At 67.7% G+C, this 26,317-nt stretch carries 20 protein-coding genes and 1 pseudogene; 6 read left to right on the forward strand and 15 right to left on the reverse strand.

Translation table 11 applies throughout. The features are described 5' to 3' along the window. Positions 1-265: 265 nt before the first annotated feature. The 9 genes from OXK16_07405 to ahcY form a co-directional block, all read right to left on the reverse strand. Positions 266-1,087 (reverse strand): DUF6159 family protein, encoded by an 822-nt coding sequence (locus OXK16_07405; GenBank protein ID MDE0375774.1) that lies wholly within the window; start codon positions 1,085-1,087, stop codon positions 266-268. A gap of 75 nt (positions 1,088-1,162) precedes the next feature. Beyond that, the gene (locus tag OXK16_07410) at positions 1,163-2,716 is read right to left on the reverse strand and encodes an amidohydrolase family protein (GenBank protein ID MDE0375775.1); all 1,554 of its coding nucleotides are present in this window, start codon (positions 2,714-2,716) and stop codon (positions 1,163-1,165) included. Between the two features lie 5 nt (positions 2,717-2,721). Continuing rightward, a complete protein-coding gene (locus OXK16_07415; GenBank protein MDE0375776.1) occupies positions 2,722-4,206 on the reverse strand; it encodes an aminopeptidase P N-terminal domain-containing protein in 1,485 nt (494 codons plus the stop codon). A gap of 12 nt (positions 4,207-4,218) precedes the next feature. After that, positions 4,219-5,109, reverse strand: coding sequence for a haloalkane dehalogenase (locus tag OXK16_07420; protein MDE0375777.1), 891 nt, complete (start codon positions 5,107-5,109; stop codon positions 4,219-4,221). Between the two features lie 26 nt (positions 5,110-5,135). Next, positions 5,136-5,798: a CDGSH iron-sulfur domain-containing protein gene (locus tag OXK16_07425; protein ID MDE0375778.1), complete on the reverse strand. Its 663-nt coding sequence runs from the start codon at positions 5,796-5,798 to the stop codon at positions 5,136-5,138. A 70-nt stretch (positions 5,799-5,868) separates the two neighbouring features. Next, positions 5,869-7,227, reverse strand: a complete 1,359-nt coding sequence (gene argH / locus OXK16_07430) for an argininosuccinate lyase (protein MDE0375779.1) — start codon at positions 7,225-7,227, stop codon at positions 5,869-5,871. Beyond that, positions 7,224-8,429 carry an argininosuccinate synthase gene (locus OXK16_07435; protein MDE0375780.1) on the reverse strand — a complete coding sequence of 402 codons (1,206 nt, stop codon included), beginning with the start codon at positions 8,427-8,429 and terminating at the stop codon, positions 7,224-7,226. The genes argH and OXK16_07435 overlap by 4 nt, the downstream gene beginning before the upstream one ends. After that, positions 8,426-8,905 (reverse strand): arginine repressor, encoded by a 480-nt coding sequence (gene argR / locus OXK16_07440; GenBank protein MDE0375781.1) that lies wholly within the window; start codon positions 8,903-8,905, stop codon positions 8,426-8,428. The genes OXK16_07435 and argR overlap by 4 nt, the downstream gene beginning before the upstream one ends. 44 nt (positions 8,906-8,949) lie before the next feature. Continuing rightward, complete coding sequence (gene ahcY / locus OXK16_07445; protein ID MDE0375782.1) at positions 8,950-10,419, reverse strand: adenosylhomocysteinase; 1,470 nt, start codon at positions 10,417-10,419, stop codon at positions 8,950-8,952. A gap of 389 nt (positions 10,420-10,808) precedes the next feature. On the opposite strand from ahcY, the gene OXK16_07450 reads away from it, so the two are divergent. The 4 genes and pseudogenes from OXK16_07450 to OXK16_07465 all read left to right on the forward strand — a co-directional run bounded on the left by OXK16_07450 (position 10,809) and on the right by OXK16_07465 (position 15,448). After that, positions 10,809-12,242: an ABC transporter substrate-binding protein gene (locus OXK16_07450; GenBank protein MDE0375783.1), complete on the forward strand. Its 1,434-nt coding sequence runs from the start codon at positions 10,809-10,811 to the stop codon at positions 12,240-12,242. A gap of 1,377 nt (positions 12,243-13,619) precedes the next feature. Continuing rightward, positions 13,620-13,775 (forward strand): annotated as a pseudogene (locus OXK16_07455) (sugar ABC transporter permease). Beyond that, positions 13,770-14,498 carry a sugar ABC transporter permease gene (locus tag OXK16_07460; protein MDE0375784.1) on the forward strand — a complete coding sequence of 243 codons (729 nt, stop codon included), beginning with the start codon at positions 13,770-13,772 and terminating at the stop codon, positions 14,496-14,498. Before OXK16_07455 ends, OXK16_07460 begins: the two are co-directional and overlap by 6 nt. Then, complete coding sequence (locus tag OXK16_07465) at positions 14,498-15,448, forward strand: carbohydrate ABC transporter permease (protein MDE0375785.1); 951 nt, start codon at positions 14,498-14,500, stop codon at positions 15,446-15,448. Before OXK16_07460 ends, OXK16_07465 begins: the two co-directional genes overlap by 1 nt. Positions 15,449-15,488: 40 nt before the next feature. Here OXK16_07465 and OXK16_07470 read toward each other — a convergent pair whose 3' ends face one another. Continuing rightward, the gene (locus OXK16_07470) at positions 15,489-16,562 is read right to left on the reverse strand and encodes a Gfo/Idh/MocA family oxidoreductase (GenBank protein ID MDE0375786.1); all 1,074 of its coding nucleotides are present in this window, start codon (positions 16,560-16,562) and stop codon (positions 15,489-15,491) included. 152 nt (positions 16,563-16,714) lie between these two features. Here OXK16_07470 and OXK16_07475 point away from each other — a divergent pair, with 152 nt between their 5' ends. Next, positions 16,715-18,661, forward strand: a complete 1,947-nt coding sequence (locus OXK16_07475) for a 5'-nucleotidase C-terminal domain-containing protein (GenBank protein ID MDE0375787.1) — start codon at positions 16,715-16,717, stop codon at positions 18,659-18,661. Positions 18,662-18,829: 168 nt separating this feature from the next. Continuing rightward, the gene (locus OXK16_07480; protein ID MDE0375788.1) at positions 18,830-21,412 is read left to right on the forward strand and encodes an ExeM/NucH family extracellular endonuclease; all 2,583 of its coding nucleotides are present in this window, start codon (positions 18,830-18,832) and stop codon (positions 21,410-21,412) included. 53 nt (positions 21,413-21,465) lie between these two features. On the opposite strand, the gene OXK16_07485 is transcribed toward OXK16_07480, so the two are convergent. The 5 genes from OXK16_07485 to OXK16_07505 form a co-directional block, all read right to left on the reverse strand. Further along, positions 21,466-22,797 (reverse strand): GH1 family beta-glucosidase, encoded by a 1,332-nt coding sequence (locus OXK16_07485; GenBank protein MDE0375789.1) that lies wholly within the window; start codon positions 22,795-22,797, stop codon positions 21,466-21,468. Then, positions 22,794-24,377, reverse strand: a complete 1,584-nt coding sequence (locus OXK16_07490) for an alpha-amylase family glycosyl hydrolase (GenBank protein MDE0375790.1) — start codon at positions 24,375-24,377, stop codon at positions 22,794-22,796. The genes OXK16_07485 and OXK16_07490 overlap by 4 nt, the downstream gene beginning before the upstream one ends. Before the next feature lie 138 nt (positions 24,378-24,515). After that, on the reverse strand, positions 24,516-25,148 hold the full coding sequence (locus tag OXK16_07495; protein ID MDE0375791.1) for a RibD family protein: 633 nt from the start codon (positions 25,146-25,148) through the stop codon (positions 24,516-24,518). Between the two features lie 40 nt (positions 25,149-25,188). Next, on the reverse strand, positions 25,189-25,800 hold the full coding sequence (locus OXK16_07500; protein MDE0375792.1) for a methylated-DNA--[protein]-cysteine S-methyltransferase: 612 nt from the start codon (positions 25,798-25,800) through the stop codon (positions 25,189-25,191). Further along, positions 25,797-26,255: an RNA polymerase sigma factor gene (locus tag OXK16_07505; protein MDE0375793.1), complete on the reverse strand. Its 459-nt coding sequence runs from the start codon at positions 26,253-26,255 to the stop codon at positions 25,797-25,799. The genes OXK16_07500 and OXK16_07505 overlap by 4 nt, the downstream gene beginning before the upstream one ends. Between the last annotated feature and the right edge of the window lie 62 nt (positions 26,256-26,317).

Here is a 26,317-nt window from a genome sequence, read left to right on the forward strand (position 1 = left end):
TTCACTGCGTACAATCCCAAACCCTGAGCCGGGCAGAGCGGCGGACAGAACACTCAAGGCGGCGAAGTCGAAGCTCCTATAAGGTCACCCCGCTCCCCGGTTCAGGACTCCCGGCTAGGGCCAGGTCGACAGATCGCGACAAAGGCACCAAAGGCCAGTTTTCGCGTGGGTCAGACCCAGCCCCAAACCGAGAGAACCCTACAAGTATGAGTGTTTTTCGCGTTCTCGCCGTCTCGGGTTCGGCTAGACCTCTACCGGATCCGGGTTAGCGGCGCCTCCTGCGGAAGGCCATCTGCATGGCGTTCTGGTCGAAGTACCCGGAGGGAACGCTTCCGGCGACCGCGAAGTGGTAGAGGGCGGTCTGGTAGATGGCGCTCAGGGCCGCCACCGATGCCGCGGCGATGATTATCCAGATCACCCCGATCAGCAGGGCCACCGCTGCGATCGTGCCCCCCGCCGAGATGCCCAGGAGGATCACCGCGATGCCCGGCAGGATCAGGAGGAACCCCACCAGGCCCATACCGACCTGCGCGGCCAGGTTCTCGCCCCAGGTGCTGCGGAGCAGCGACCCGGACTTCTTGAAGGCGGCGCCGGCGCCGGATCCCTCGATGACGATGATCGGCAGGACCAGGAACGTGAGCACCGACCAGGCCAGGCCGAGGGCGCCGACGATGAGCTGGCCGATCAGCCCGACCCGCTCCTCGATGGCCCGCAGGATGACCGACACTGTGGCCGACAGCAGCGCCCAGGGAACGATCTTGCCGGCCCGGCGTGCGGCGCCGCGGATGGCGCTCCCGATGGTCGGATCCCCACCCTCCAGCCGCTCGTTGGCGGCGCTGACCAGGGCGGCATTGAAGAAGATGGTGATGTAGGCCAGCACGAAGTACATCAGGAGCAGCACCAGCAGGCTGGACCCGCCCATCGTCGCGCCACCCTGTCCCGTGAGGAAGATCGGAACGATGAAGGTGGCGGCGATGATTATGGAGGCGATCCCCGAAATGATGGGGAGCAGGATCAGCTCCTTGTCGGCCTTGAGTACGTGCCAGGAGGACCTGGCGAGGGCGAAGGAATTGGCGATTCGTGACATCGGCCCATGCTACCGGAGATCACGAGTTTGCAGAACGACCTCGGAGGGTCTGGCGGCCGTTCCGGAACCCTCCGCTCAGCGGTCGGAAACCCGGAGGACCCGGCCGGCCGCGGTGTGGGACAACCGGCCCGAGTCGATGGCGGCCTCACCGTTGACGAAGACGTGACTCACGCCCTCGGCGGTTGCCCGGCCGTTTACGAAAGTGGCCCGGTCCCGGATGCGGTCCGGGTCGAACACGGTCACATCGGCCGCCGCGCCGGCGCGGATCACCCCTCGATCGGCCAGCCCGTACCGGTCGGCGGGCATGGAGGTCATCCTCCGGATGGCATCCGGTAGCTCCAGCCATCCGCGATCCCGCACCAGGTGCGCCAGTACCCGGGCATGGGCGCCGAAGCCCCGGGGGTGGGGGTGGGTTCCCCGGAAGAGGCCGTCGGACCCCACCATGCCCAGCGGGTGGGTCATGGCCCGCCGGAGCTTGGCCTCGTCGTCCCACCGGTAGATCATCAGGACCCGGAGCCGGCACTCGGCCAGCAGGGTGCAGACCACCTCCGCCAGGGTAGGGCCGACCTGGCCGATGGCGTCGGTGAGGGAGCGTCCCTGGAGATGCTCGTAGGGACCGGCCGGCAAGGCGGAGAAGTAGGCGTTCTGCGGATCGGGTACGTACTCACGGAAGAACTCCTCGATGTGCGGCGCGGCGGCGGCCCGGACCGCCGGGTCACCCAGCCTGGAGATGAGGCGATCGGGAGGCCCGTCGTCGAACCACCGGGGTAGGCAGAAGGCCAGGTGGGAGCTGGCAGCCATGTAGGGGTAGGCATCGAAGGTGACATCGACTCCGCTATCCCTGGCGTCGGTCAGTAGCTGGTACAGCTCGTCCGAACCGAAGAGGTGGGAGATGTGGACCGCCACTCCGGACTTCCGGCCCACTTCCAGGGCCTCCTTCACCCCGGCCGCCACATCGCCCCGTACTCCCCGCACGTGTGACGAGTAGACCCCGCCGTACTCGGCCACCACCCGGGCCACCGCGATCAACTCGTCCGTGCTCGCATGCCCGGCCGGGAAGTAGTCGAGGCCCACCTGGATCCCGGAGGCGCCCGTCTCCATCCCCTGGCGGGTGAGTTCCTGCATGCGGCCGATCTCCGCCGGGCCGGCGGGACCGGGGTCCCATCCCACCGCATCGGCCCGGACCGCCAGGAAGCCCACCTGGGGAACCACGTTGATGGCCGCCCGACCGTCGAACAGGGCCAGGTACTGCTCCGGATCCGACCACTCCCAGGCGTCGTCGGGCGGTCCGTTGAACACCTCCAGGTAGGCGAGCAGGTCCGCCACGCGGGATGGAGCGGCCGGCGTGTAGGCGAACCCGTCGGGTGCCAGCAGGTCGGTGGTGATCCCCTGCCGCAGCCGGGCCTCCACGTCTTCGCCCCTGAGTATCGAGAACTCGGAGTGAGCGTGGACATCGATGAATCCGGGACAGACGACCGAGCCCTCCACGTCGACGGTTCGCCGGGCCTTGCGACCCGCCAGCGAGCCGACGGCCGCGATGCGCCCGCCCGCCAGGCCCACATCGGCCCGGGCGCCGGGACTGCCCGTGCCGTCGACAACGGTGCCGGAGGTAAGCAGCCAGTCGAGCATGGTTGTCAGCCGCCTGCAGCCGCTGCCCGGTAGGGCTCCAGGAACGGCGTCAGCGGCGCCTCGGCGCACAGGCTCTCGATCCGGCGCGGATCGGTGGGCACGTTGGAGGTCAGGACCTCGTGGCCGGACCCGGTGATCAGGACATCGTCCTCGATCCGGATGCCGATGCCCCGGAACTCCTCGGGGATCGGGTGCACCACCTTCGGGGCCTCGTCGCGCTCCTTCTTCTCGAGTTCGCGGGCCTTGGCGGGGCCGAGCAACATGCGCCGCTCCATCTGTTCGTCGATGTCGAACTCGAGCATCGCCAACTCGACCGTCTCCCGCTCGGGATCGACGTAAATGCCCGGCTCGACCGTGAACACCATGCCGGGCTCCAGAGGCCGGGGAGTGCCGCCGACCCGGTAGGCGCCGGCGTCGTGGACGTCGATGCCGAGCCAGTGCCCGGTGCCGTGCATGAAGAACTCCCGGTAGTGGTGCATGGGCATCGCATCCCGGGCCGGGCCCGGCAGCAGGCCGAGCTCGGCCAGGCCCTCGGTGAGGACGCGGCTGGCGACTTCCTGCTGGTCCTTCAGGCTGCCGCCGGGACGGGCCAGGGCCAGAGCGGCCTGCTGGGCGCCCAGCACCAAGTCGTAGACGGCCCGCTGCGGCGCCGTGAACCGCCCGGCGGCCGGGAAGGTCCGCGTGATGTCCGCCGAGTAGTAGCCGTACTCGGCGCCGGCGTCGATCAGCACCAGGTCTCCATCGGCGATGCGCCGGTCGTTCTCCGTGTAATGGAGGATGCAGGCGTTGGCCCCCGACGCGACGATGGACGGGTAGCCGTCGCGGCGCGCCCCTCGCATCCTGAACACGTACTCCAGGGCCGCTTGCACCTGGTACTCGTACCGGCCGGGCCGGGCGAACCGCATGGCCTCGGCGTGGGCCTCGGCGGTGATCTCGCAGGCGGCGCGCAGCAGGTCGATCTCCCGGGGGGTCTTGACGAGGCGCATCTCACCGACCAGGGGACTCACGTCCCGGAACTCGCTCGGGACGAGCCTGCCGTAGCGTTCGCCCAAGCCCGCGACAGCTCGCGTGAGGCTCAGTACCCGGCGGTGGAAACCGGGGTTCCCGAACGGGAGGAACACCGTCCGGCGTCCCACCAGCCTCTGCCTGACGAGGGTGTCGAACTCCCCGATCGGGTAGGAGGCGTCGGCGCCGTAGCGTTCCCTGGCGCCGTCCGTACCGGCTCGCAGGCCCGTCCAGATCTCCTTCTCCCGGTCCCTGGGGCGCACGAACAGGACATACTGCTCGTCCGCCGCCCGGGGGTCGAGCAGCATGATGGCGTCCGGCTCGTCGAATCCGGTCAGGTAGTGGAAGGCGGAGTCCTGGCGGAACGGGTGCTCCACATCGTTGTTGCGGAGGGTCTCTGCACCGGCGGGCAGAAGGGCGATGCCGTCACCGATGGAGGCGGCGAGGCGTTCGCGGCGCTCGGCGTGGAGGGTGAGGCTGTCCATGGGGGGTGGAGCCTACCGAGGGCGCGTCCGGTCGCCCGCGGCGCCGGAGGTGAGCCAGCCGGCCAGGGCCTCACCGATCGGGTCCGGGGAGTCCTCCTGGGCGAAGTGGATTCCCCTCACGGTGACCTCCGTCTGGTTGGGCCAGGCCCGGCACACCTCCCGGGGGCGACCCACCAGGATGGAGCCGGGGTCAGCGTTCACGAACAGCTTCGGCACCTCCCAGCGGGCCAGCCGCGCCGAGTAGTTCGCGACCACGGCATGCACATCGGCCGGCCGGCCCTCGATGGGGATCTGCCGGGGCCAGGTGAGGGTGGGCCGGCGGTCCTCCCCGGGCCGGAGGAAGGGTCGCCGGTACTCGTCCATCTCGTCATCCGTCAGGTCGCGCATCACGGAGGCCGGCAGGATCCGCTCGACGAAGATGTTCTTCCGCAGCACCATCTCCTCCCCGGCCTCCGAGCGCATCCCCCGGAAGACTCCGCGGGCGACCTCCGGCCAGTCCTCCCAGGTCAGGGGGGTGACTATGGCTTCCATGTAGGCCAGGCCCGACACCGAGCCAGGATGGCGTACCGCCCAGTCGAAACCCAGCGCCGCGCCCCAGTCGTGAACTACCAGCGTCACCCTCTCGTTCACACCGAGCAGGCGTAGCAGCTCGTCGAGGTAGCGACGGTGCTGGACGTAGCGGTAGGCGTCGGGACCCGAGCCGGGCAGCTTGGCCGAGTCGCCCATCCCGATCAGGTCGGGGGCGATGCAGCGGCCCAGGTCCGCGACATGGGGGAGGACGCCGCGCCAGAGGAAGGAAGAGGTCGGGTTCCCGTGCAGGAAAACGATCGGGTCGCCCGAGCCCACGTCCACGTACGCCATGTCGAGGTCGAAGACCCGGCGGGTCCGTTTCTCGAGCTTCATGACTGCTCCGGCCGGAGTGCGTCGTGTCAGCCGGTGAACCCGGCTTCTTTGTGGGACCCGTCGCAGAGCGGCTTTTGGGCGGAGTGCCCGCACCTGCACAGCGTGACCCGGTTCCTGACCTCGAAGGGTTCGCCGTCCGATCGCTTCACGGGGATCCCCCCGGTCAGCCACAGAGGGCCGTCGGTGATGACCGAGATCTCGACGGGCAGAGCCGGTTCGATCTCGGCGCCGTCGACCGTGTAGGAGAGGGCGCCGGAGGGGCACCGTTCGATCATGGCCATCACCTGGGCCCGCACAACGCTGTCGTCGGTCTCGGGAGTCATCTTCCAGATGTTGGTTATGCGGTTGCCGCAGAAGCCGGAATGCACGCAGATGCTGCGGTCGTCAGTTACCTCGATCCCGGTACCGCCCAGGTCGGCACAGCGCTCCTTGAAGGAGTCGGCCGGCGCCGTTTCCGTACCGTCGAAGCCCACGCTGCCGTGCGTCCCGTCACAGTACGGTTTGCGGGAAGACTCCCCACACCTGCACAGCGCGTAGACGGGATTCTGCTCGGTCACCTCCTCGCTCCGCCAGGTGAGGGGTTCGCCGTGTTCCGACACCACCGCCTGCCTGACGCGCAACGGCACCGAGCCCGAGACCACGTAAGGGCCGTCGGGAATGACGGTGACGGTTACGGGCTGTTCGGCCATTGTTTCCTCCCCGTAAGACGGACTGAGCAGACTATACGTTCCTTCAGTTCGCAGGCGCGGACGCGTTCGGTCAGCCCAGGCGGTGTTTGAGTACCCGGAGTTGCTCCCGCACCGAGGCGAAGCCGGCCCCTCCGGTCGAGCGGCGCCTGCCTACCGACCCGGCCGGGTCGGTAAGGGAGAGGTCGGCGGGCTCGAACCGGGAGTCGGCCTCCACCAGTTCGGTGATGGTCGCCTCGGAGAGGGCCTTGCCTCCGGCCGCCAGCGCTGCCAGCAAGGCGCCCACCACCCGGTGGGCTTCGCGGAACGGGACACCCCGTTCGACCAGGGCCTCGGCCAGGTCGAGAGCGGTCACCGCCGGGTCGGGCGGGGGCGGGTGGAACTCGGCGCTACCGATCAGGGCCGTCATCGCCTCCAGGGCGCCGGCCAGGGCGTCGTCGATGGAGAACAGGGCCGCCTTGTCCTCCTGGAGGTCACGGTTGTAGGTCATGGGCAGGCCCTTCTGGAGGGCCATCAGGCCCGTTAGCTGACCGACGGCCGTGGCCGCCCGGCCGCGGGTCAGCTCGGCTATGTCGGGGTTCTTCTTGTGGGGCATCGCCGACGAGCCGGTCGTCAGCGCGTCGCCGAACGTCGCCCAACCGAACTCGGTGGTGGTCCAGAGCACGCACTCCGTCGCCAGCCTGGACAGGTGAACCAGCGCCTGGGTGCAGGCGAAGGCGTATTCGGATACGTGGTCCCGGGCCGCCACCGCGTCCATGGAGTTCATGAACCGCCCGGCCATCCCCAGCAGCTCGGCCGAACGGTCCGGGTCGAGCGGAAGGCTGCTCCCGCCGAGCGCGCCGGCCCCCAGGGGAGAGACGTCCATTCGACGGCTCACATCCTCGAACCGTTCGATGTCCCTCAGCGCGGTCGAGACGTAGGCCAGCAGGTGGTGGGCCAGCGGGACGGCTTGGGCCTGCTGGAGGTGGGTGTAGCCCGCCACCACCGTGTCCCCGACCTGCTCCGCGGCCTCCACCATCGCCAGGCAGAACTCACGGAGACCACCGATCCTGGCGCCGGCGGAGCGGAGCAGGTAGAGGCGGAGGTCCAATGCCACCTGGTCGTTCCGGGACCGCCCGGTGTGGAGCTTTCCGGCCACCTCGCCCACCAGCTCGCCCAGCCGCCGCTCCACCGCCGAATGGACGTCCTCGTCGCTCTCCAGGAACCGGAAGGCGTTCCCGTCCGCCTCGGCCATGATGGCTTGCAGGCCTTTGGTGAGCGTGCCGGCCTCCTCGCCGTTCAGCAGCCCCGTCTCGGCGAGCATGGCCACATGGGCTAGGGAACCGGCGATGTCCTCCCGCAGCAGGCGCCGGTCGGAGTGGTCCACGGTGAAGTCCCAGAGGATCCGGTCGGGACCCTCGGAGAAGCGTCCCCCCCACATCTGGGTGGTCACGGGATCACTCCGGGGCCGCGGCCGGCCTGCAGGCGAAGGCGGAGGGCGTTGAGCCGGATGAAGCCGGTGGCGTCGGACTGATCGTACGTCCCGCCCTCCTCGAAGGTGACCGTTTCCTGGTCATACAGGGTGTGGGAGTCGGAGCGCCGGCCCGTCACGGTGGCATTGCCCTTGTACATCCGGAGACGGGCCTCACCGGTGACGTTGGCCTGGATCTCGTCCATGAACCGCTGGAGAGCCTCCCGCTCGGGGGCGAACCAGAAGCCGTTGTAGACCATCTCGGCGTAACGCGGCATCAGCTGGTCCCGGAGGTGAGCCAACTCCCTGTCGAGGGTGATGGACTCCACGGCCCGGTGGGCGTGATGGAGCAGGGTGCCACCCGGGGTCTCGTACACCCCGCGGTTCTTCATGCCCACGTAACGGTTCTCGACCAGGTCGACCCGACCGATCCCATGAGCACCGGCTATGCGGTTGCAGTGGCCCAGCATCTCGGCCGGCGACATCCGGACTCCGTCCACCGCCACCGGGGTGCCTCCCTCGAAGGCGATGACCACCTCCTCGGCCTGGTCGGGCGCCGCCTCAGGGTCGCGGGTCATCTGGAAGATACCGGCCGGAGGCGCCACCCAGGGATCCTCCAGCACGCCGCCCTCGTAGGAGATGTGGAGCAGGTTGGCATCCGTGGAATAGGGCTTCTCGGGCGTGACCGGGATCGGGATGTCGTGCTTGTCGGCATACGCCACGAGGTCGGCGCGGCCCCGCATCGACCACTCCCTCCAGGGGGCCACCACCCGGATGTCGGGGTTCAACGCGTAGGCGGACAGCTCGAAGCGCACCTGGTCGTTGCCCTTCCCGGTAGCGCCGTGGGAGATGGCCTGTGCCCCGTACTCCTCGGCGGCCCGCACCAGCCCCTTGGCGATCACCGGGCGGGCCAGAGAGGTGCCCAGCAGGTAGTAGTTCTCGTAGACGGCGTTGGCCCGGATGGCCGGCCATACGTACTCCTCCACGAACTCCTCGCGCAGATCCTCGGCCACGGCCTCGACCGCGCCGGTCGCGTACGCCTTGGCGACCGCTTCCTCGACCTCCTCGCCCTGGCCGACGTCCGCCGTGTAGCAGACGACCTCGTAGCCACGCTCCTCGATCAGCCACTTCAGGATGACCGATGTGTCCAGCCCTCCCGAGTACGCCAGTACCACCCGGCTCATTCGCTCACTCCCAGCTCTTCTATCAATTGCGCTACCGCCGGTCCGCCGGTCTCTTCCCCGGCCACGACCAGCATCGTGTCGTCTCCGGCCACGGTACCCAGGATCCCTCCGAGGTCGGCGTCGTCGATGGCGGCCGCCACCACGTGGGCCGCTCCCGGTGGGGTCTTGATCACCACCAGGTTCCCGCTCGACCTGACCGATGTCACGTAGGTGGACAGGGTCATCGCCAGGGCATCCCGGGTATCACCGGGGTCGGAACCGGGTTCCCAGAGGTATCGGAACGAACCATCCGCCGTCCTTGTCTTGACCGCTCCGACCGCCCAGAGGTCCCTCGAGACCGTGGCCTGGGTGACCTGGAACCCTTGCTCCGCCAGCAGCCCGGCCAGGTCGGCCTGGCTCGATACGGCCTGTTCGGAAAGGATGTTCCGGACGGCCCTCCGGCGCGCTTCCGTACCCATGTACGCAAGAGTATGCACGCTGATGCATGATTATGCAAACTATCGCCGCAAGGGGTGGCCGGCTAGTACTTGTAGTCGTCCCGCTTGTAGGGGCCGTCCACGGGAACGCCTAGGTAGTCGGACTGGTCCTTGGTCATCTCGGTCAACTCCGCCCCCAGATGGTCGAGGTGGAGCCGGGCTACCTCCTCGTCCAGGTACTTGGGCAGGCGAAGCACTTCGGCCTCGTACTCGTCGGCGTTGTCGTGCAGGTCGAGTTGCGCCAGCACCTGGTTGGTGAACGAAGTGGACATGACGAAGCTCGGATGACCGGTCGCGCAGCCCAGGTTGAGGAGCCGGCCCTCGGCCAGGATCAGTATGCCGTGGCCATCCGGGAACACGTACTCGTCGTACTGGGGCTTGATGTTGCGGCGTGTCACCCCGGCAGCGGATTTCAGAGCCGCCATGTCGATCTCGTTGTCGAAGTGGCCGATGTTGCCGACGATGGCCTTGTCCTTCATCCGGGACATGTGCTCCAGGGTGATGACGTCGCGGTTACCGGTGGCGGTGATGAATATGTCGGCGGTCTCCACCACGTTCTCGATGGTGTTGACCTCGAATCCGTCCATGGCCGCCTGAAGGGCGCAGATCGGGTCGATCTCGGCGATGACCACCCGGCACCCCTGGCCGCGGAGGGCCTCGGCGGATCCCTTGCCCACCTCGCCGTAGCCGGCCACCAGCGCCAGCTTGCCCCCGAGCATGACATCCGTGGCCCGGTTGAGACCGTCGATCAGGCTGTGCCGGCATCCGTAGACGTTGTCGAACTTGGACTTGGTGACCGAGTCGTTGACGTTCATGGCGGGGAACAGCAGCTGTCCCATGGTCTGCATCTCGTGGAGGCGGTGGACGCCGGTGGTGGTCTCCTCGCTGACGCCGCGAACCGACTCCGCCATCCGGATGAAGTAATCGGCATCGTCCGCGATCCGGGCGCGGAGCAGGTCGAGTATCACGCCCCACTCCTCGGGCTCGCCGTCGGGGTCGAACGAGGGCACGGCGCCCAGCCGACCGTACTCGGCCCCCTTGTGGACCACCAGGGTGGCGTCCCCGCCGTCGTCCACGATGAGGGAGGGGCCGTCGGAGCCCGCCCAGGCCAGCATGCGATCCGTGCACCACCAATACTCCTCGAGGGTTTCGCCCTTCCAGGCGAAGACGGGGATGCCGCGCGGGTCTTCCGGGGTCCCGCCCGTCTCGGGCCGGCCGACCACGACCGCGGCGGCCGCCTGGTCCTGGGTGGAGAAGATGTTGCAGGAGGCCCAGCGAACCTCGGCGCCCAGTTCCGCCAGGGTCTCGATGAGAACCGCCGTCTGGACCGTCATGTGGAGGGAGCCGGAGATGCGCGCACCGGCCAGGGGCTTGGAAGCACCGTACCGCTCCCGGAGCGCCATGAGCCCGGGCATCTCGTGTTCGGCAAGCTCGATCTCCCGCCGACCCTGCCCGGCCAGGCCGAGGTCGCGGACCTTGTATTCGAGCGGTGCTCCCTCTCGGTTCTCCATCATCTCTACGTTCTCCTGATCGGTCGGGGTCGAGGCGCGTCCACCACCGCATGTCGGGCTTGGAGGATCGCGCCGGCCTCAAAGCGCGGCGCGGTGATAGGTGGGCGTGCGATCGGATCCGGTACGCCGGATTATATCGAGACCTGCTCCAAGCGAGGTTCACCTGTCCGGCACTCTCGGGAACAAAAGGCCCATTTACAGGCCCTTACGCGTCGCGGCGGGTCTAGCATCGCGGCCCTGTCGACCAGCCGACTCGTTCTGTGATTGCGAGAACGTTGCATTTCGGGCGGGTGTATGTGTCCGAGTAGGGTACGCCAGCTACACGAGGCGAAGGACTGCCTGGTCAGCCCTTTTCCGGCAGGTAGTCGACGCAAGTTTCGAGGAGGAAAAGCATGAAAGTGAAGTTCGTACGGCTCCTGGCGCTGTTGGCAGCGCTTGCACTGGTAGCAGGCGCCTGCGGCGGGGACGAGTCGGATACGCCCGCAACACCGGAGACCGTGGTCGTGACGTCGATCGTCACCGAGACCGAGACCGTGACATCGGTTGTTACGGAGACCGTGACCGAGACCGTTACCGAGGTGGTGACCGAGACGGTAGAGGTCGAAGCGGTCAACCCACTGGCCGGAACGACGGTCACGGTGTTCGGACCGGAGAGCTCGGACGCCGAGGCCGGTTCGCATCAGGCGGCGCTCGACATCTTCGCCGCCCAGAACGACATGACCATCCAGTACACCGGGGAGCGCAGTTTCTCGGACCTGATCAACGCCCAGGCAGCCGGTGGCAACCCGCCGGACATCGCGGTCTTCCCGCAGCCCGGCAAGATCGCCGACTTCGCCCGTGAGGGTTGGCTCCTGCCGATCCCCGACGACGTCATCGCCACCATGGAAGCCAACATCGGCGCGGCATGGAACGCATTCGGCAACGTCGACGGCGTCCAGTACGCCATCCCGACCAAGGCGGACCTCAAGTCACTGGTGTGGTACCGGCCGGCCGACTTCGCGGCCAACGGGTACGAGGTCCCCGGAACCTGGGCCGACCTGAAGGCTCTCAGCCAGCAGATGATCGATGACGGCAACGTGCCGTGGTGCGTGGGCATCGAGTCCGGCGGCGCCACCGGATGGGCCTTCACGGACTGGGTGGAGGACCTGACCCTCCGTTACGAGGGTGCTGACTTCTACGACGAGTGGGTGGCCCACACCATCCCGTTCAACACTCCGGAGATGAACGCCATCTGGACCGAGATACTCGCGCTCTGGAACACTCCGGGCGCCGTGTATGCGGAGGGTGGAACCATCGCCTCGACCTTCTTCGGGGACAACGGCCGGCCGCTGGTGGAGGGTGACTGCATGATGCATCGCCAGGCCTCCTTCTTCTCGGCCTTCTTCCCCGATGGCACGCGGTTCGGTCCCGACGGTGTCGATGTCTTCTACTTCCCGTCGGTGAGCGGTGACCGCCCGGTGCTCGGCGCCGGGACGCTGGTGTCCGCCTTCAGGGATGCGCCCGAGGTATGGGCGGTGATGGAGTACTACGCCAGCCCCGAGTACGCAGACAACCGGCAACGGTTCCAGAATCTGTCCAAGGGTGGCGGAGCGGTGCTGAGCGGCTTCCTGTCCCCCAACCTGAACGCCGACCTGGGCCTCTACCAGCCTCTGGAGCAGTCCTTCCTGGACATCCTGTTCACGGCTGAGGTGGTCCGGTTCGACGGCTCCGACCTGATGCCGGCCGCAGTGGGCGCCGGGACCTTCTGGTCCGAGGCGACCAGCGCGGTGAACGGTGACAAGACGGTCGACGAGGCCACCCAGGCGATTGAGGCCTCCTGGCCCTAAGGCACTGAACAGCTAGGTGCTGTACGGTGGGTGCCTATCAGGCGGTAGGCACCCACCGTGTCCAACTCATTGATGAGAGGACGGCCCGGCCACAACGATGAGACACACCCGAACCCCGGCTAGCGGGTCGGCTCTCTACATGGAGGAGGCCGGCGGGTGGTAGGCGTCATGAGCGTGGCCGTCAACCTCCTCATGGCCCTCGGCCTGGCCGGCGGGGCCGGGCTGTGGATCGACCGCACCGGCCGGCGCTCCCGGACCAGGCGGATCATCGCCGTGGTGGTTGGCGCGGCCCTCGGCGCCCTCACCTGGTGGGGAATCACCTCGGTCGACAAACTGGAGACTACGGCCACGGGGGTGGTGGTCTCGATTCTCGCCAGCGGGCTGATCTTTATCGCCGCCAACAAGCTCTTCGACCTGGCCCCCGATCGCTGGGTTGTCTTTACCACCCTGGTGGGAGCCGCTAGCAGCTTCGCCGTCTTCGCCATGCTGTGGGGTAACCGGGTCATCGACGGTCCGGTGCTCCGCACGGTGGTGGCCACCGCGATCGGAGCGGTGGCGGGCTACCTGCTGGGCACTGTCGAGCGACCGGGGACGCGCCTAGCGATCGGCGCCGGCGCCGGCGTTGCGCTCGGTGCTCTGGCAGCATCCGGTATGCGGGCTGTCATCCTCGTCTTCGAGCGGGAGCAGGGCACACTCGAGCTGTGGCCCGTCCTGCCCGACCTGCAATACGGCCTGCTGGCGATTCTCGCCCTGGCCGGTGCCGGGGCGGGCCTGGCGGTACGGCTGGTCCGGGGCCGGAAGACGCCGGCTCTCCGCTCGGCGGTGCTGGGGGCGACCCTCGGGTACGCGGTGGGCGCCTGGTTGGTGCCCGACCTCGGCCTCGGCACCATGACGGATGCCTACGTGGCCGCCATTGGCGTCGGTTTGGGGGTCGGGGCGCTAGCCGGCCTCAAGCCCATTCCCGACCAATCCGCCCGGGGCCGGATCGAGGTGTCCGCCCGGGCCTACATCTTCCTGGTGCCGGCGCTGGGCTTCATCGCCTCGACCCTGATCATCCCGACTCTCCGGACCCTGTTCCTCTCGTTCCACGACGCCAGGGGCCAGGAATACGTCGGCTTCGTCAACTACCGGGACGTGTTCGGGAGTCCCAACATCTTCAACGTGGATGGTTGGACCGGCATCTTCGGCAGCAAGCTGTTCTGGGTGGGCGCGGTACTGCTCCTGATCGGGGTGGGCGTTTCGGTCCTGCTGGGCCGCCAGAGCGGCTACAGGATCAGCTTCTCGCCCGGATCCGGTGGCCTAGCGGCGCTGGGCGCGCTGCTGGCGTTGTTCGCGGTGTTCGCGGCCCTGCGGGGAACGATATTCAACAACCTGTGGTGGGTGGTCACGGTCACCGTGATCTCGACGACGGCGGGCCTTGCCATAGCCGTGCTGGCCGACCGGTCCAAGGGGGAGTCGGTCGCCAAGTCGCTCATCTTCATGCCGATGGCGATCTCGTTCGTGGGCGCCGGCGTGATCTGGCGCTTCATGTACCTGGCGCGGGACGTGTCGAAGCCGCAGACGGGAGTGATCAACACGTTCTGGGTGGGCCTGGGCAATCTCAGCCTGTCCCGTGGTCCCGGGTTCTGGATCGCAGCCCTCCTGAGCCTGGCTCTGGCGGCGCTCCTGGTGCGCCTGGCGATCCGGGCCTGGCGGGTGGGGGAGCGAGGGGTCGGGGCCGGCGCGGCGGTCTGCGCCCTGCCGCTGGTCTGGTTCGCCTACGCCTTGTGGCGCGGGGTGGGCGGCTTCGAGGTCAGGGACAACGGCGATGTGGTGGCCTCCACCATCCAATTCGCCCAGCAGGCGCCCTTCAACAACGTATGGCTGATGCTGGTGCTGATCTGGATCCAGACCGGCTTCACGATGGTGATCTTCTCGGCGGCCATCAAGGCGGTACCGTCCGATCTCATCGAGGCGGCCCGGGTGGACGGCGCCTCCGAGGCGCAGGCCTTCTGGCGGGTGATCATTCCCCAGATCGCTCCGACCATCGGGGTGGTGATCACCACCCTGATCGTGCTGGTCATGAAGGTGTTCGACATCGTGAAGGTGATGACCAACGGGAACTTCGGCACCCAGGTGATCGCCAACGAGATGTGGCAGCGCGCCTTCACCGAGCTGAACTTCGGGCTCGGGTCGGCGCTGGCGGTGGTGCTGTTCATCGCCGTGCTGCCGATCCTCTACGTGAACATCCGCCGGATGCAGAAGGCGGCCGGCTGATGACCACGCTGAGCACGACCGGAGGACCCGGCCTCGGCAAGCGCACGTACGCCTTTCTGAGGTCGATTCCCACCTGGGTGCTGTGGATGCTGGTCCTGCTGTGGACCATCCCCTCGCTGGGACTGTTGGTCAACTCGTTCCGGACCCGCAACGCCCAGCGGGCCACCGGGTGGTGGGCCGTTGTCGTCGAGAACCCGTCGGAGACCCTGACCTTCGACAACTACGTCGACATACTCGCTGCCGGCGCCCAGGGCGGCCTGTGGCGAGCCCTGCTCAATTCCCTGGCCATAGCCCTGCCGGCCACGGTGATCCCGATCGCCTTCGCCGCCTTCGCCGCGTACGCGTTCGCCTGGATCGACTTCAAGGGACGGGAGTGGCTGTTCATCGCCACCGTTTCGCTGCTGGCCATACCGGCCCAGATGTCGCTGATACCGCTACTCCAGCTCTACAGCGGCGGAGGCCATCTGACCCTCCCGATCCTCGAAAAGACCGTGACCTTGTTCCCGGATCTCGACCTGGCGGGCAGGCATGTGTCGGTCTGGCTCACCCACACCGGCTTCGCGCTGCCGTTCGCCATCTTCCTCCTGCACAACTACATCAGCGGGTTGCCCAAGGACATCTTCGAGTCGGCGGTCATCGACGGGGCCGACCACTTCAAGATCTTCTGGCGGCTGGTCATCCCGCTGTCGGTCCCGGTGCTGGCGGCCTTCGCCATCTTCCAGTTCCTGTGGACCTACAACGACTACATGATCGCGGTCACCATGCTGGGAGGCGCGGGGCAGAACTTCCCGGCCACAGCCCGTATCGCAGCCCTGGCCGGCGAATTCGGCCAGGCCGAACACCTTCTGACCGCCGGCGCGTTCCTGTCGACACTGCTACCGATCATCGTGTTCTTCGCCCTCCAACGCTTCTTCGTCACCGGCATCCTCGCCGGCTCCGTAAAGGGCTAGTTGCTAGTTGTGCCCCTGTGCGTTTGTTAGCACTGGTCAACTAGAACAGCACCTCGGTCATCTCCACGGGGCGGTGCCCGTCTATCGAGCGCTGGGCGGCTACGCCCATGGCTACGGCGAGGTATCCGTCGTAGGCGCTGACCTGGGGCGGCGTGCCGTTGCGGATGGCTCTTAGGAACTCCAGGTGCTCCAGGTATGACGCTCCGTGGTGGCCGCCGGTGTGGGCGATCCGGCTGTCGGTGGCGGTCTCGACCGTCGGAGAGAACCATTCGCCGTCCCGGAGACCGGTCAGCACCAGGCCGGACGGTATGCGGGCCTCCACCTTGCCGCGGTCGCCGACCGCCACCAGTTCCTCCTGGTTTTCGCCTCCTTCGGCGAACATGCATAGGTCGAGCATGGCCCGCTGCCCGTCCCGGTAGTCCACGATCACGTAGGCGTTGTCGAGGATGTCAGGCCGGTGCCCGCCGTAGCACTCGTCCAGATGGTTGACCGCCTGGCTACCCGAGGCAAAGACCCGTACCGGGGGGTTGCCGATGATGTGGTTCATCAGGTCGAAGTGGTGGCAGCACTTCTCCACCAGGGTTCCTCCGGAGTTGGCGTTGAACCGGTTCCAGTCGTTCACCTTGGGCAGGAACGGGAAGCGGTGCTCCCGGATGGCCAGCATCTTCAGGTCGCCGACCGTGCCCCTCCGGACCTCGGCGATCAGCCGGGCGGTGGCAGGCATGTAGCGGTACTCCATCCCGACCCAGAGAACCTGTTCCCGCCGCCGCTGAGCTTCTACCACCCACCGGCAGTCCTCGATCCTCGTGCATAGGGGCTTCTCGACCAGCAGGTGCAGATCGGTCTCCATCAGGTCGCGGAGCAGATCGATGTGGGTCATGTTGGGGGTGGCCAGCACCACCGCATCGCACAACTCGGAGTCGATGAGGGCGCGGTGGTCCTCGAAGACCGCCAAGTCCTGGTCCGCCAGCGCCTCAAGGGCTGCCTGCCGCGAAGGAAGGTGCGGATCCGCCACCGCTGCCACCTCGGCGCCGGGCAGGGCCCGGATGTTCCCGATGTGCTCGATGCCCATCATCCCGGTACCGACGATCCCGTACCGGACGGTCACGCTCATGGGCCTGCCCCATCCTCGCGGCGGCTGGGACTCCGCTTCATCATCGGGCGGATGATCGGGTCCACCATCACCTGCCCAACCCGTTCACCGGATTCTCAAGCTCGCGCACTAGCACCTAGGCTTGCACACCCCGTAGAGGAGAAGGAGCGGAGATGACAGTTGTAAGACATAGGCGAACCTTGGCGATCCTTGCCGGGCTAGCGCTACTGGCCGGGATCCTGGTATCAACACCCTCGGCCGGGATAGCGCAGGATACAGGCGACGAGGGATTCACCCTTACCATCCTGCACAACAACGACGGCGAGTCGAAGCTCCTTCCCGACGAGAACGCCGATCCCGGCGTAGCCCGGTTCGTGGCGCTCATGAAGCAGCTGCAGGCCGGGGCTTCCGGTACGGGAGTGGTGACGCTGACCTCGGGGGACAACTTCCTGGCATCCCAGGAGCTGGGCGTATCCCTGGCCCGTGAGGGTGCTCTCTATGACTCCATTGCCTTGAGCGGTATCTACGACGCCATGGCCCTCGGCAACCACGACTTCGACCTGGGTCCCGAGGTCACAGCCCGGTTCGTGACCGGCTTCTCGCCGGCGGTGACCTTCCTGTCCGCCAACGTGGACTTCTCCGGGGAGCCGATGCTGCAGGCGCTGGTGGACCAGGGCCTCATCGCGGGTAGCACGGTTATCGAGACCGGCGGCGAGCGGATCGGCGTGATCGGCGCCGTCACCCCGATGCTGCCCAACATCTCCACTCCGCGGAACGCGGTCGTATCCCCGGTCCTGCCGGCGGTGACGGCGGCGGTGGAGAGCCTGACCGGCCAGGGAGTCAACAAGATCATCCTGGTCAGCCATCTCCAGGATGTGGCCGAGGAGATTGAGCTGGTCGGGAGCCTCTCCGGAGTCGACGTGGTGATCGCCGGAGGAGGCGACGACCTCCTGAAGAACGAGGGCGACACCTGCCTGGCCGAGGAGGAAGCGGTGGCGCCGTACCCGATCATGGTGGAGGATGCCTCAGGGACGATGGTGCCGGTCATCACCGCCCCGGGCGGGTACCGCTGCATCGGTGAGCTGAACGTCACCTTCGACGCCGCCGGCAACGTGACCGCGGCGGTTGGACGGTCGATCGGGGTGGGCTTCGACGTGGAGCCCGATCCCACGGTCCAGGCCGAGGTCATCGAGCCCCTGTCGGCGGCGGTGGCGCTGATCGACGCCCAGGTTATCGGGACCAGCGAGGTGGCGTTGGACGGCCGCCGTCCGCAGATCCGCATCATGGCGACCAACGAGGGCAACCTCATGGCCGACGCGCTACGAGCCACCGCTACCAACCTGGCCGAATCGTTCGGTATCCCGGTAGCGGACGTGGCGATCCAGAACGGCGGGGGTATCCGCAACAGCTCGCTGATCCCGCCGGGAGAGATAACCGTCGGCACCACCTGGGACATCGCTCCGTTCAGGAACTTCGTCGTGGTGGCCGAGGTGTCACGGGAGATCTTCCATGTCCTGCTGGAGCAGGGCTTGGACCGCCTGCCCGGCGCCGGGGGCCAGTTCGCCCAGGTATCAGGGTTCACGCTCACCTACGATCCGGCCGCTCCTGCCCGGGAGATCGCCCGCGACGGCGACTGCTCCCTGGTCGGCAATCCCGGAGAGCGGGTGAGAGAGGTCGTCCTCGACGACGGCACGGTGATCGTCAGTGATGGGCAGGTGGTGGCCGGAGGTCCGGTCGCTCTGGCCACGATCGACTTCCTGGCAAACGGCGGGGACTGCTACCCGTTGGCCGACATCGCCTTCACCAAGCTGGGCGTCAGCTACCAGCAGGCTCTGGCCAACTACATATCGATGGATCTCGGAGGCAAGATAACGGCCGCGGACTACCCGGCCGGTGGCGGGGGCAGGATCATCGCCCTCGAGCCCGAGCCCGAGACCACCGGGGTAATCGTCCGGGCGGGCGACACCCTGCGGAAGATCGCCATGACCCACCTCGGGGACGAGAACCGCTGGCCCGAGATCTTCGCCCTCAACGAGGGGCAGGTTCAGGCCGACGGCCGGTCCTTGACCAACCCCGATCTGATCCACATCGGCTGGGTCTTGAAAGTACCCGCCATGTAGGACCCTCCCGTACGTCGGGAGAAGGTGCCCCGGCCGCCGGCCGGGGCACCTTCCGTCAGCGGACTCTGGAGCAATGATGAGACCAGGACCATTCCCTCGCGATTCGGCGTCGATTGCACGTCGACGGTCGGCACGTCGCATGCACACGCCAGCCGGGAAGGCTTTGACTTGACACGCCTCTCCGCCGGCGCCCGGGCCGCACTGGTCCTGATGGTTGCCTGGTTCACCGTGGTCGGGGCCGGACCGGCCCACGCATCCGTACCGGCGTTCGCCGACCAGGTGCGCCGCTCCGACGCGCCGGCCACCGCCACAGCCTCTCCCGAACTGCTGCGCATCTCGCAGATACAGGGCAGCGGAGCGACCGTCGCGATCACAGGACAGGTTGCGGTCGAGGCGATAACCACTTCCCTGTTCGAGCGGGATGACGTGTTGAGTGGCTTCTTCCTCCAGGAGGAGGACGCCGACAGCGACGGCGACCCGGAGACCTCCGAAGGCATCTTCGTCTACTGCTCCACCGCGTGCCCGGCCGGCCTGTCCGTGGGCGACAGCGTGGCAGTGGTCGGGACGGCGGGGGAGTTCGGCGGCGCCAGCCAGATCAACGCTTCCGCCGGAAGCGTCACGGTCCGCTCGTCCGGAAACGATCTCCCGACCCCGACGGCAGTGATGCTTCCCGCCCCCGGCAGCACCCGGGCGGAGGGAACCTTCGAGAACCTCGAAGGCATGATCGTCACGTTCCCCGGCAAGCTGGTGGTCAGCGAGTACTACTGGCTCGCCCGGTACGGGGAGTTGGTGCTCACCGAGGGGCGCCGGCCGTACCAGTTCACCCATGGACACACGCCGAGCGTGGCCGGATACGCGGCGTTCCTGGCCGACCTGGCCACCAGACGGATCATCCTCGACGACGGCAGCAGAGACCAGAACGATGCCACCTTCCCGCCGCAGGGGGAGGATGAGGCCTACCCGTATCCGAGTGGCGGGTTGAGTAACACCAATCGCTTCCGGGGCGGCGACTCGATCAAGGGCTTGGGTGGCGTGATGCACTGGGCATCCGGCGCGTGGCGGATTCAGCCCGTGCCCGAGAGGTTCGACTACACCTTCACCGCGGACAATCCGCGGCCCGCTGCTCCCGCCGGTGCGGGCGGCCGCCTCCGGGTGGCCGGCTTCAACGTCCTGAATTACTTCACCACGATCGACGACGGGACGCCGCGATGCGGTCCGGACGGCGGTCTCGGTTGCCGGGGCGCCGACTCGGCGGCGGAACTGCGCCGGCAGCGTGACAAGATCGTGGCCGCGATGGTGGCCATCGACGCGGATGTCTTCGGGTTGGTAGAGCTCGAGAACAACGCCTCGGCCTCGCTCGCCGGTCTGGTCGACGCCCTCAACTTCGCGGAGGGCTCCGACAGGTATGCCTACGTGGACACGGGGACAATCGGAGGCGATGTCATCAAGGTCGGGTTGGTCTACCGGCCGGAGTCGGTGACGCCCGCCGGGCCGCACGCCATCATCGACACGTCGGTCGATGCGACTTTCCTGGACACGAAGAACCGGCCCGCCCTGATCCAGACGTTCGAGGAGGTGGCGACCGGAGAGCGCTTCACGGTGGCCGTCAACCATCTCAAGTCGAAGGGATCGAGCTGCGAGGAACTGGGCGATCCGGATCTCCGGGACGGTCAGGGCAACTGCAACGGCATCCGGACGGCGGCCGCCGAAGCCCTTGCCCGGTACCTCGCCTCCGATCCGACAGCCGGCGGGGATCCCGACATCCTGATCATCGGTGATCTGAACGCCTACGCCCGGGAAGATCCGGTCAGGGCCTTGGAAGCGGTTGGCTATACCGACCTGATCAGGCGGTTCGTGGGAACCGACGCCTACGGGTACCTGTTCGACGGCCAGCTCGGATACCTGGACTACGCCATGGGCAGCCCGTCGATGCTGCGCCAGGTCACCGGGGTAGCCGGGTGGTACATCAACGCCGACGAGCCTCCGCTGTTCGACTACAACGACGATGTCCGTGACCCGGGCGAGCGGGCGTACGAGCGGGAATCGGCAGCCCTACCGATCTACGAGGCCAACGCCTTCCGGTCATCCGACCACGATCCGGTGATCGTCGGCCTGCAGCTCGGGAACCCCACGGCGGACGGAGGGGCTCCGGCGGGCGAGGCTCCGGTGGTAGAGACGCCATTCACCGATCTCGGGCAGGCTTCGGACGCCCACCGTGACGACATCCGCCGCATCTACGGGCTCGGTGTCACGGCAGGCACCTCGGACACCACCTTCTCCCCGCGCACGCTCCTGTCGCTGCCACAGGCGGCTTCCTTCCTCGCCCGGCTGTTCAGGGCCGTGCAGGGCGAGGACCCTCCCCTGGCCGAGACGCCCTTCACGGATCTCGGGGAGGTCTCGGACGCCCATCGGGACGACATCCGGGGCTTGTACGGGCTCGGCATCATCGCAAGTGAGCCGTTCACGAGCATCTCGTCCGATGCATGCGTGGCCCGCGGCCGGATGGCGACCCTCCTGGCCAGGTTCCACGCCGTGGTGACGGGAAGACTCGCTCCCGTGGTTGCGACCCCCTTCACGGACCTCCACGGGGGAGATACGGCGGCGAGCGGAGACATCGGCCGCATCTACGGGCTGGGTTTGACGGAGGGCACCTCGGGGACGACCTTCTCCCCCGATGCCTGCACGACCCGCCAGCAGATGGCCTCGTTCATGGCCAGGGCCTACCGGGCCGCGACAACCGCGATTCGCTAGTTGCTAAGTCGTCTTAGAAATCGCTGAACACCACCCACCTGCCGGGCGTCGGGTCAGACGGCGTTGCGGGCGATGACATCCCGGTACCAGTAGGCCGAGGCCTTGGGAGTTCGCCGCTGGGTGGCGTGGTCCACATGGACGAGGCCGAAGCGGCGCGAGTAACCGAAGCCCCACTCGAAGTTGTCCAGCAGGGTCCAGGCGAAGTAGCCCCGGAGCGGAACGCCGTCATCTATCGCCCTGGCAGCTTCGACAAGATGGCGCTCCAGGTAGGAGCGGCGATCCTCGTCCTCGACACGGTCCCCGTCCCGGATCGTGTCGGGGTAGGCGGCACCGTTCTCGGTTACGTAGACGGCGCGGGCGCCGTACCCCGCCAGCATCCGGAGCATCGCGCCCAGGCCTTCGGGTGTCACGGGCCAGCCCATCTCGGTCGCCTCGGCGGCCGGGTCGCGAAGCGGAGGCGGCCGGTCGCAGTCCCTGAGACCCGGGTGTCCGACCACGTCGGTGCGGTAGTAGTTGAGGCCGATCGAATCGGGCGTGCGGCCGATGATCTCGAGATCGCCATCGGCGACCGCCGACGCCGACCAGCCCGCAACGGCCAGGAGGTCGTCCGGGTACCGTCCGAGAAAGAGCGGGTCCAGGAACCACCGGTTCATCAGGCCCTCCTCGAGGGCGGCCGCGTCGCGGTCCAGTGGATGATCCGAGCGCGGCATCCGGGGCTCGAGATTGAGAGCGATACCCACCTCGTGGCCGGAGTGCCCGGCCCGCAGCGTCTGGGATGCCAGGCCATGTCCGAGCAACTGGTGATGGACCACGTCCAGTTCCGCCCCCGAGCCGACCAGGCCGGGGGCGTGCTGACCGGTACGGTGGCCGAGGTGCGCCACCACCCAGGGCTCGTTGAGGGTCATCCAGTGCCGCACTCGGTCCCCGAGCCGGGACTCGACGGCCGCGGCGTAGTCGGCGAAGGCATGCGCCGTTCCCCGCACCCTCCACCCGCCCTCATCCTCGAGGCACTGCGGGAGATCCCAGTGGAACAGGGTGACGAACGGCTCTATTCCCGCTTCCAGTAGCCCGTCCACCAGCCGGTCATAGAAGTCCAGGCCGGCCTGGTTGGCGGGGCCCCTGCCGCTAGGCACCACCCGGGGCCACGCCACCGAGAAGCGATAGGCCGACAGCCCCAGGTCCTCCATGATCCGGATGTCGTCGCGCCATCTGTGGTAGTGATCGCAGGCCACATCACCGGTGTCGCCGTTGAGCACCCGTCCGGGAAGCCGGCAGAATCGATCCCAGACGCTCTCTGACCTCCCGTCCTCGGCCACCGCCCCCTCGATCTGGTAGGACGCCGTGGCGGCGCCCCACAGGAAACCCTCCGGGAACCGCCGGGTCACGAAGCCAGGACCGCTCCGTCGAGACCATCCAGAGCCAGGACACCGCCGATCGGACCCTTCGCACCCGTGCGGGTAGCCGCCAGCATGGTCCCTTCCGCCGGGAGCCGGACCGGTTCGTCACCGAAGTTGAGGTAGACGCGCACCGTTTCGCCTCCGGAGCGGCGGCGGTAGGCGAACACGGTCTCCGGCAGGCCCTCGATGGCTTCGTAGCAACCCGTTCGGAGCGCCCGGGAGCCCTTCCGCACCTCAATGAGGCGGCGGGTGAGGCCGAGCATGGAGTCCGGATCGCCTAACTGCGCCTCGACGTTCCTGGTGCCGTCGGGGTCGACGGTGGCCAGCCACGGCCGGCCGGTCGTGAAGCCGGCGTACTCGCCGGCGGTCCATTGCATGGGGGTGCGGCATCCGTCCCGTCCCAAGCCGGGTTGGCGACGGCCCCACGGATCCTGCTGCTGATCCGGCGGGATGTCGGCCTGGACCATGCCCAGCTCGTCCCCGTAGTAGAGAGTCGGGGTTCCCCGCAGGGTGAGGAGCATCATGGTGGCGAGGCGGGCCCGGCGCTCCCCGTACCGGGTTGCGATCCGGATCTCGTCGTGGTTGCCCACGACGTGGTTGGGCCACGCTCCCGGCCGTAGGACCTCTTCCTGGGTCTCGACCACCTGGCGGGCCCACGAGGCGGTCCAGTCCCCGTGGAGCATCCCGAAGTAGTACGGCATGTGGAGCTCGTCCCCGTCGCCGTAGTAGGAGGCCCACTCCTCGCCCTCCAGGTGTATCTCCCCGACCGAGAACCGGGGTTGCTCCGCCGAGAACCCGTCAAGCACGGCCCGGACCTCCCGGAACAGGCCGTGGATGTCGGGGTGACCCCGGTCGTAGACGTGATCGAGGGAGTCGTACTCGCCGAGGTTCTTGTAGCCGTGTCTGGGAGTTTCCAGCACCGGGTTGGATCGGTAGAGGGGGTCCTTCATCGAGAAGTGGCAGGCGTCGAGGCGGAACCCGTCCACACCCCGGCGCAGCCAGAAGCGGAGCGTATCGAGCATCGCCGCCCGGGTCTCGTCGTTGCGCCAGTTGATATCGGGCTGCTCGGGCAGGAAGCTATGGAGGTAGTACTGGCCGGTGTGGTCGTCGAGGGTCCAGGCCGGGCCGCTGAAGACCGAGATCCAGTTGTTGGGCGGCGAGCCGTCGGGCGCCGGGTCCTTCCACACGTACCAGTCGCGCCTGGGATTGTCGCGGGAGGAGCGGGACTCCAGGAACCAGGGGTGTCGGGACGAGGAATGGTTCGGTACCCAGTCGATGATGACCTTCATGCCCCGTTCGTGGGCGCCATCCACGAGAGCGTCGAAGTCGGCGAGCGTGCCGAACATGGGGTCCACATCGGTGTAGTCGGCCACGTCGTACCCGAAATCGGCCATCGGGGAGGGATAGAAGGGCGAGATCCACAAGGCGTCGACGCCGAGCGTGCCGGACAGGTAGTCGAGCTTGGAGGTGATACCGGCCAGATCGCCGATCCCGTCCCCGTTCGAGTCCATGAAGCTGCGGGGATAGATCTGGTAGAAGACAGCCTCCTGCCACCACTCGTATGTCACCGCATCCTCCAAGAGGCCACACGTTACCGTCTCAGGGCGTTGTTCACGGTTCCCGGGGCCGCTGCGGGTGGTTGCCGGTCCGTAGGGTGGTCACGATCTCGACGATGGCTGCAGGGCCGCAGGAGCCTCAGTTCTCCCTCAGCAGGCCAGATCGGCATCGAGCCGGATCGAGCGGCCCAGGTGGCGGACTTCGTTGATTTGCACAGCGCGCCCATCGGCCAGCGTCGCCCAGCTTCCCCCGAACAGGGGAGCACCGACCCCTCCGGCCAGGAGCGGGCCGTAATAGAGGACAGCCCGGTCGATCAGACCGGCGTCGAGGAACGAGAGGAACATGCCGGACCCTCCCTCCAGCATGATGGTCGCTATCCCAAGCGACCCCAACTGGTCGAGGCCGTGAGCGAGGTTCACGCGGTCACCCGTCGAGTCGGGCGCCACGATCAGCCGCCCGGGCAGGTCCAGCTCCCTCGGCGCCAGCACGATGGGATCACGGCGGAACAGCTGCGCTCCGGTCGGAAGCGGACCTGACCCGGCCACGATCACCGGGACCGGTTGCGCCACTCCCTCATCGCTCTCCGCGGGCAGCCTGACCGTCAGCCGGGGATCGTCGGCCCGTACCGTCCCGGCGCCGACCATTACCGCATCGACCTGTGCCCTCAGCCGGTGAGCATCCCGGCGCGCCTCCGGCGAGCTGATCCACTGGGATGTCCCGTCCGCCGCAGCCAACTGACCGTCGAGGGTCATGGCCGCCTTCATGATGACGGTAGGCCGCATACGGGAAGGGTAATGATCGGACAACCGGCCTACCGGAGAGTCACGATGCCCGGGCGCCGAATATGGCCTTTTCGTGGTCGAGTAGCAGTCGCTTGCGGTCGAGGCCGCCGGCGTAGCCGTGGAGGCTGCCGTCGGCGGCGACCACCCGGTGGCAGGGGAGCACGACCGGTATCGGGTTGGCGCCCAAGGCTCGTCCCGTGGCACGGGCCGCCTTGGGGTTTCCGGCCAGGGAGGCCACCTGCCCGTACGTGCGGATCTCGCCCAGCGGGATGGCGGCGGTGGCGGCGAGCACCCGTTCCTGGAAGGGGGTGATCAGGGAGCGGTCGAGACCGGGCGCGGGCTGCGGACGGCCTTCGAAATAGGAGTCGAGCCAGGACCGCACCCGTGCCACCGCCGACGGGGCCCGGACGATGCGAGGGGATAACTTGGTAGCCACAGACTCCATGATCCGATCCAGGTCATCCGTCTCGAACGCGAGGGCGAGGAGGCCTCGTGCAGTCACCAGGGCGGTTAGATCGCCGATGGGAGACGCCACCGCGCTGAAGGCGACCCGGGCCGATCCCTCCTCGACCGCCCGGCGGGCGAAACGGTCCATAGCACCCGTGTGATCGTCCGATGGCAGGTTCCTGATCCGGTCGGCAATCTTGCTCATGTGTAGTCCTTTCGAAGGGAGGCCAGCCCGGCGCGGACGTTCTGGCGGGCGGCCGGCTCGCTGATGGACATCACCGAGGCTATGTCCGCATAGGGCAGGTCGCCCAGGTAGCGCAAGGTGACCGCGGTGCGCTGCTTGGTCGGCAGGCTGCCCACCCGGTTCCAGAGGTCGGTGTCCCGTACGGTCTGGGGTGGCGAGGGACGGTCCGGGGGCGACGGAGAAGGTACTTCCCTTGCGTGCCGCCGCACGTGATCGATGCCCTTGCGATGGGCGATCGTGAAGAGCCAGCCCCTTAGGTTCCGGTCGTGTCGCAGCCTCTCGTAGGAACGCAGCGCCGCCAGGAGGGTCTCCTGCAGGCAGTCGTCGGCCGCATCCCGGCCAACCATCCCGCACAGGTAACGGTGGACGGCCTGGCCGTGCTCGTCGACGAGCCTCTGGAACGGTGGCAGGTTCATTACCCAATAAACGGTAGAAGGTCGACATTCGTGAGATAGGTCGCGCTCACGTAGCCGACGGA

This window comes from bacterium, assembly GCA_028821235.1.
Taxonomy (GTDB): Bacteria; Actinomycetota; Acidimicrobiia; order Spongiisociales; family Spongiisociaceae; genus Spongiisocius.

What these genes read in the sequence shown, in the direction of transcription:
- OXK16_07405 (MDE0375774.1), bottom strand. Translation starts at nt 1,087, where the DNA reads ATGTCACGAATCGCCAATTCCTTCGCCCTCGCCAGGTCCTCCTGGCAC.
- OXK16_07410 (MDE0375775.1), bottom strand. Translation starts at nt 2,716, where the DNA reads ATGCTCGACTGGCTGCTTACCTCCGGCACCGTTGTCGACGGCACGGGC.
- OXK16_07415 (MDE0375776.1), bottom strand. Translation starts at nt 4,206, where the DNA reads ATGGACAGCCTCACCCTCCACGCCGAGCGCCGCGAACGCCTCGCCGCC.
- OXK16_07420 (MDE0375777.1), bottom strand. Translation starts at nt 5,109, where the DNA reads ATGAAGCTCGAGAAACGGACCCGCCGGGTCTTCGACCTCGACATGGCG.
- OXK16_07425 (MDE0375778.1), bottom strand. Translation starts at nt 5,798, where the DNA reads ATGGCCGAACAGCCCGTAACCGTCACCGTCATTCCCGACGGCCCTTAC.
- OXK16_07435 (MDE0375780.1), bottom strand. Translation starts at nt 8,429, where the DNA reads ATGAGCCGGGTGGTACTGGCGTACTCGGGAGGGCTGGACACATCGGTC.
- ahcY (MDE0375782.1), bottom strand. Translation starts at nt 10,419, where the DNA reads ATGATGGAGAACCGAGAGGGAGCACCGCTCGAATACAAGGTCCGCGAC.
- OXK16_07450 (MDE0375783.1), top strand. Translation starts at nt 10,809, where the DNA reads ATGAAAGTGAAGTTCGTACGGCTCCTGGCGCTGTTGGCAGCGCTTGCA.
- OXK16_07460 (MDE0375784.1), top strand. Translation starts at nt 13,770, where the DNA reads ATGTACCTGGCGCGGGACGTGTCGAAGCCGCAGACGGGAGTGATCAAC.
- OXK16_07465 (MDE0375785.1), top strand. Translation starts at nt 14,498, where the DNA reads ATGACCACGCTGAGCACGACCGGAGGACCCGGCCTCGGCAAGCGCACG.
- OXK16_07470 (MDE0375786.1), bottom strand. Translation starts at nt 16,562, where the DNA reads ATGAGCGTGACCGTCCGGTACGGGATCGTCGGTACCGGGATGATGGGC.
- OXK16_07475 (MDE0375787.1), top strand. Translation starts at nt 16,715, where the DNA reads ATGACAGTTGTAAGACATAGGCGAACCTTGGCGATCCTTGCCGGGCTA.
- OXK16_07495 (MDE0375791.1), bottom strand. Translation starts at nt 25,148, where the DNA reads ATGCGGCCTACCGTCATCATGAAGGCGGCCATGACCCTCGACGGTCAG.
- OXK16_07500 (MDE0375792.1), bottom strand. Translation starts at nt 25,800, where the DNA reads ATGAGCAAGATTGCCGACCGGATCAGGAACCTGCCATCGGACGATCAC.
- OXK16_07505 (MDE0375793.1), bottom strand. Translation starts at nt 26,255, where the DNA reads ATGAACCTGCCACCGTTCCAGAGGCTCGTCGACGAGCACGGCCAGGCC.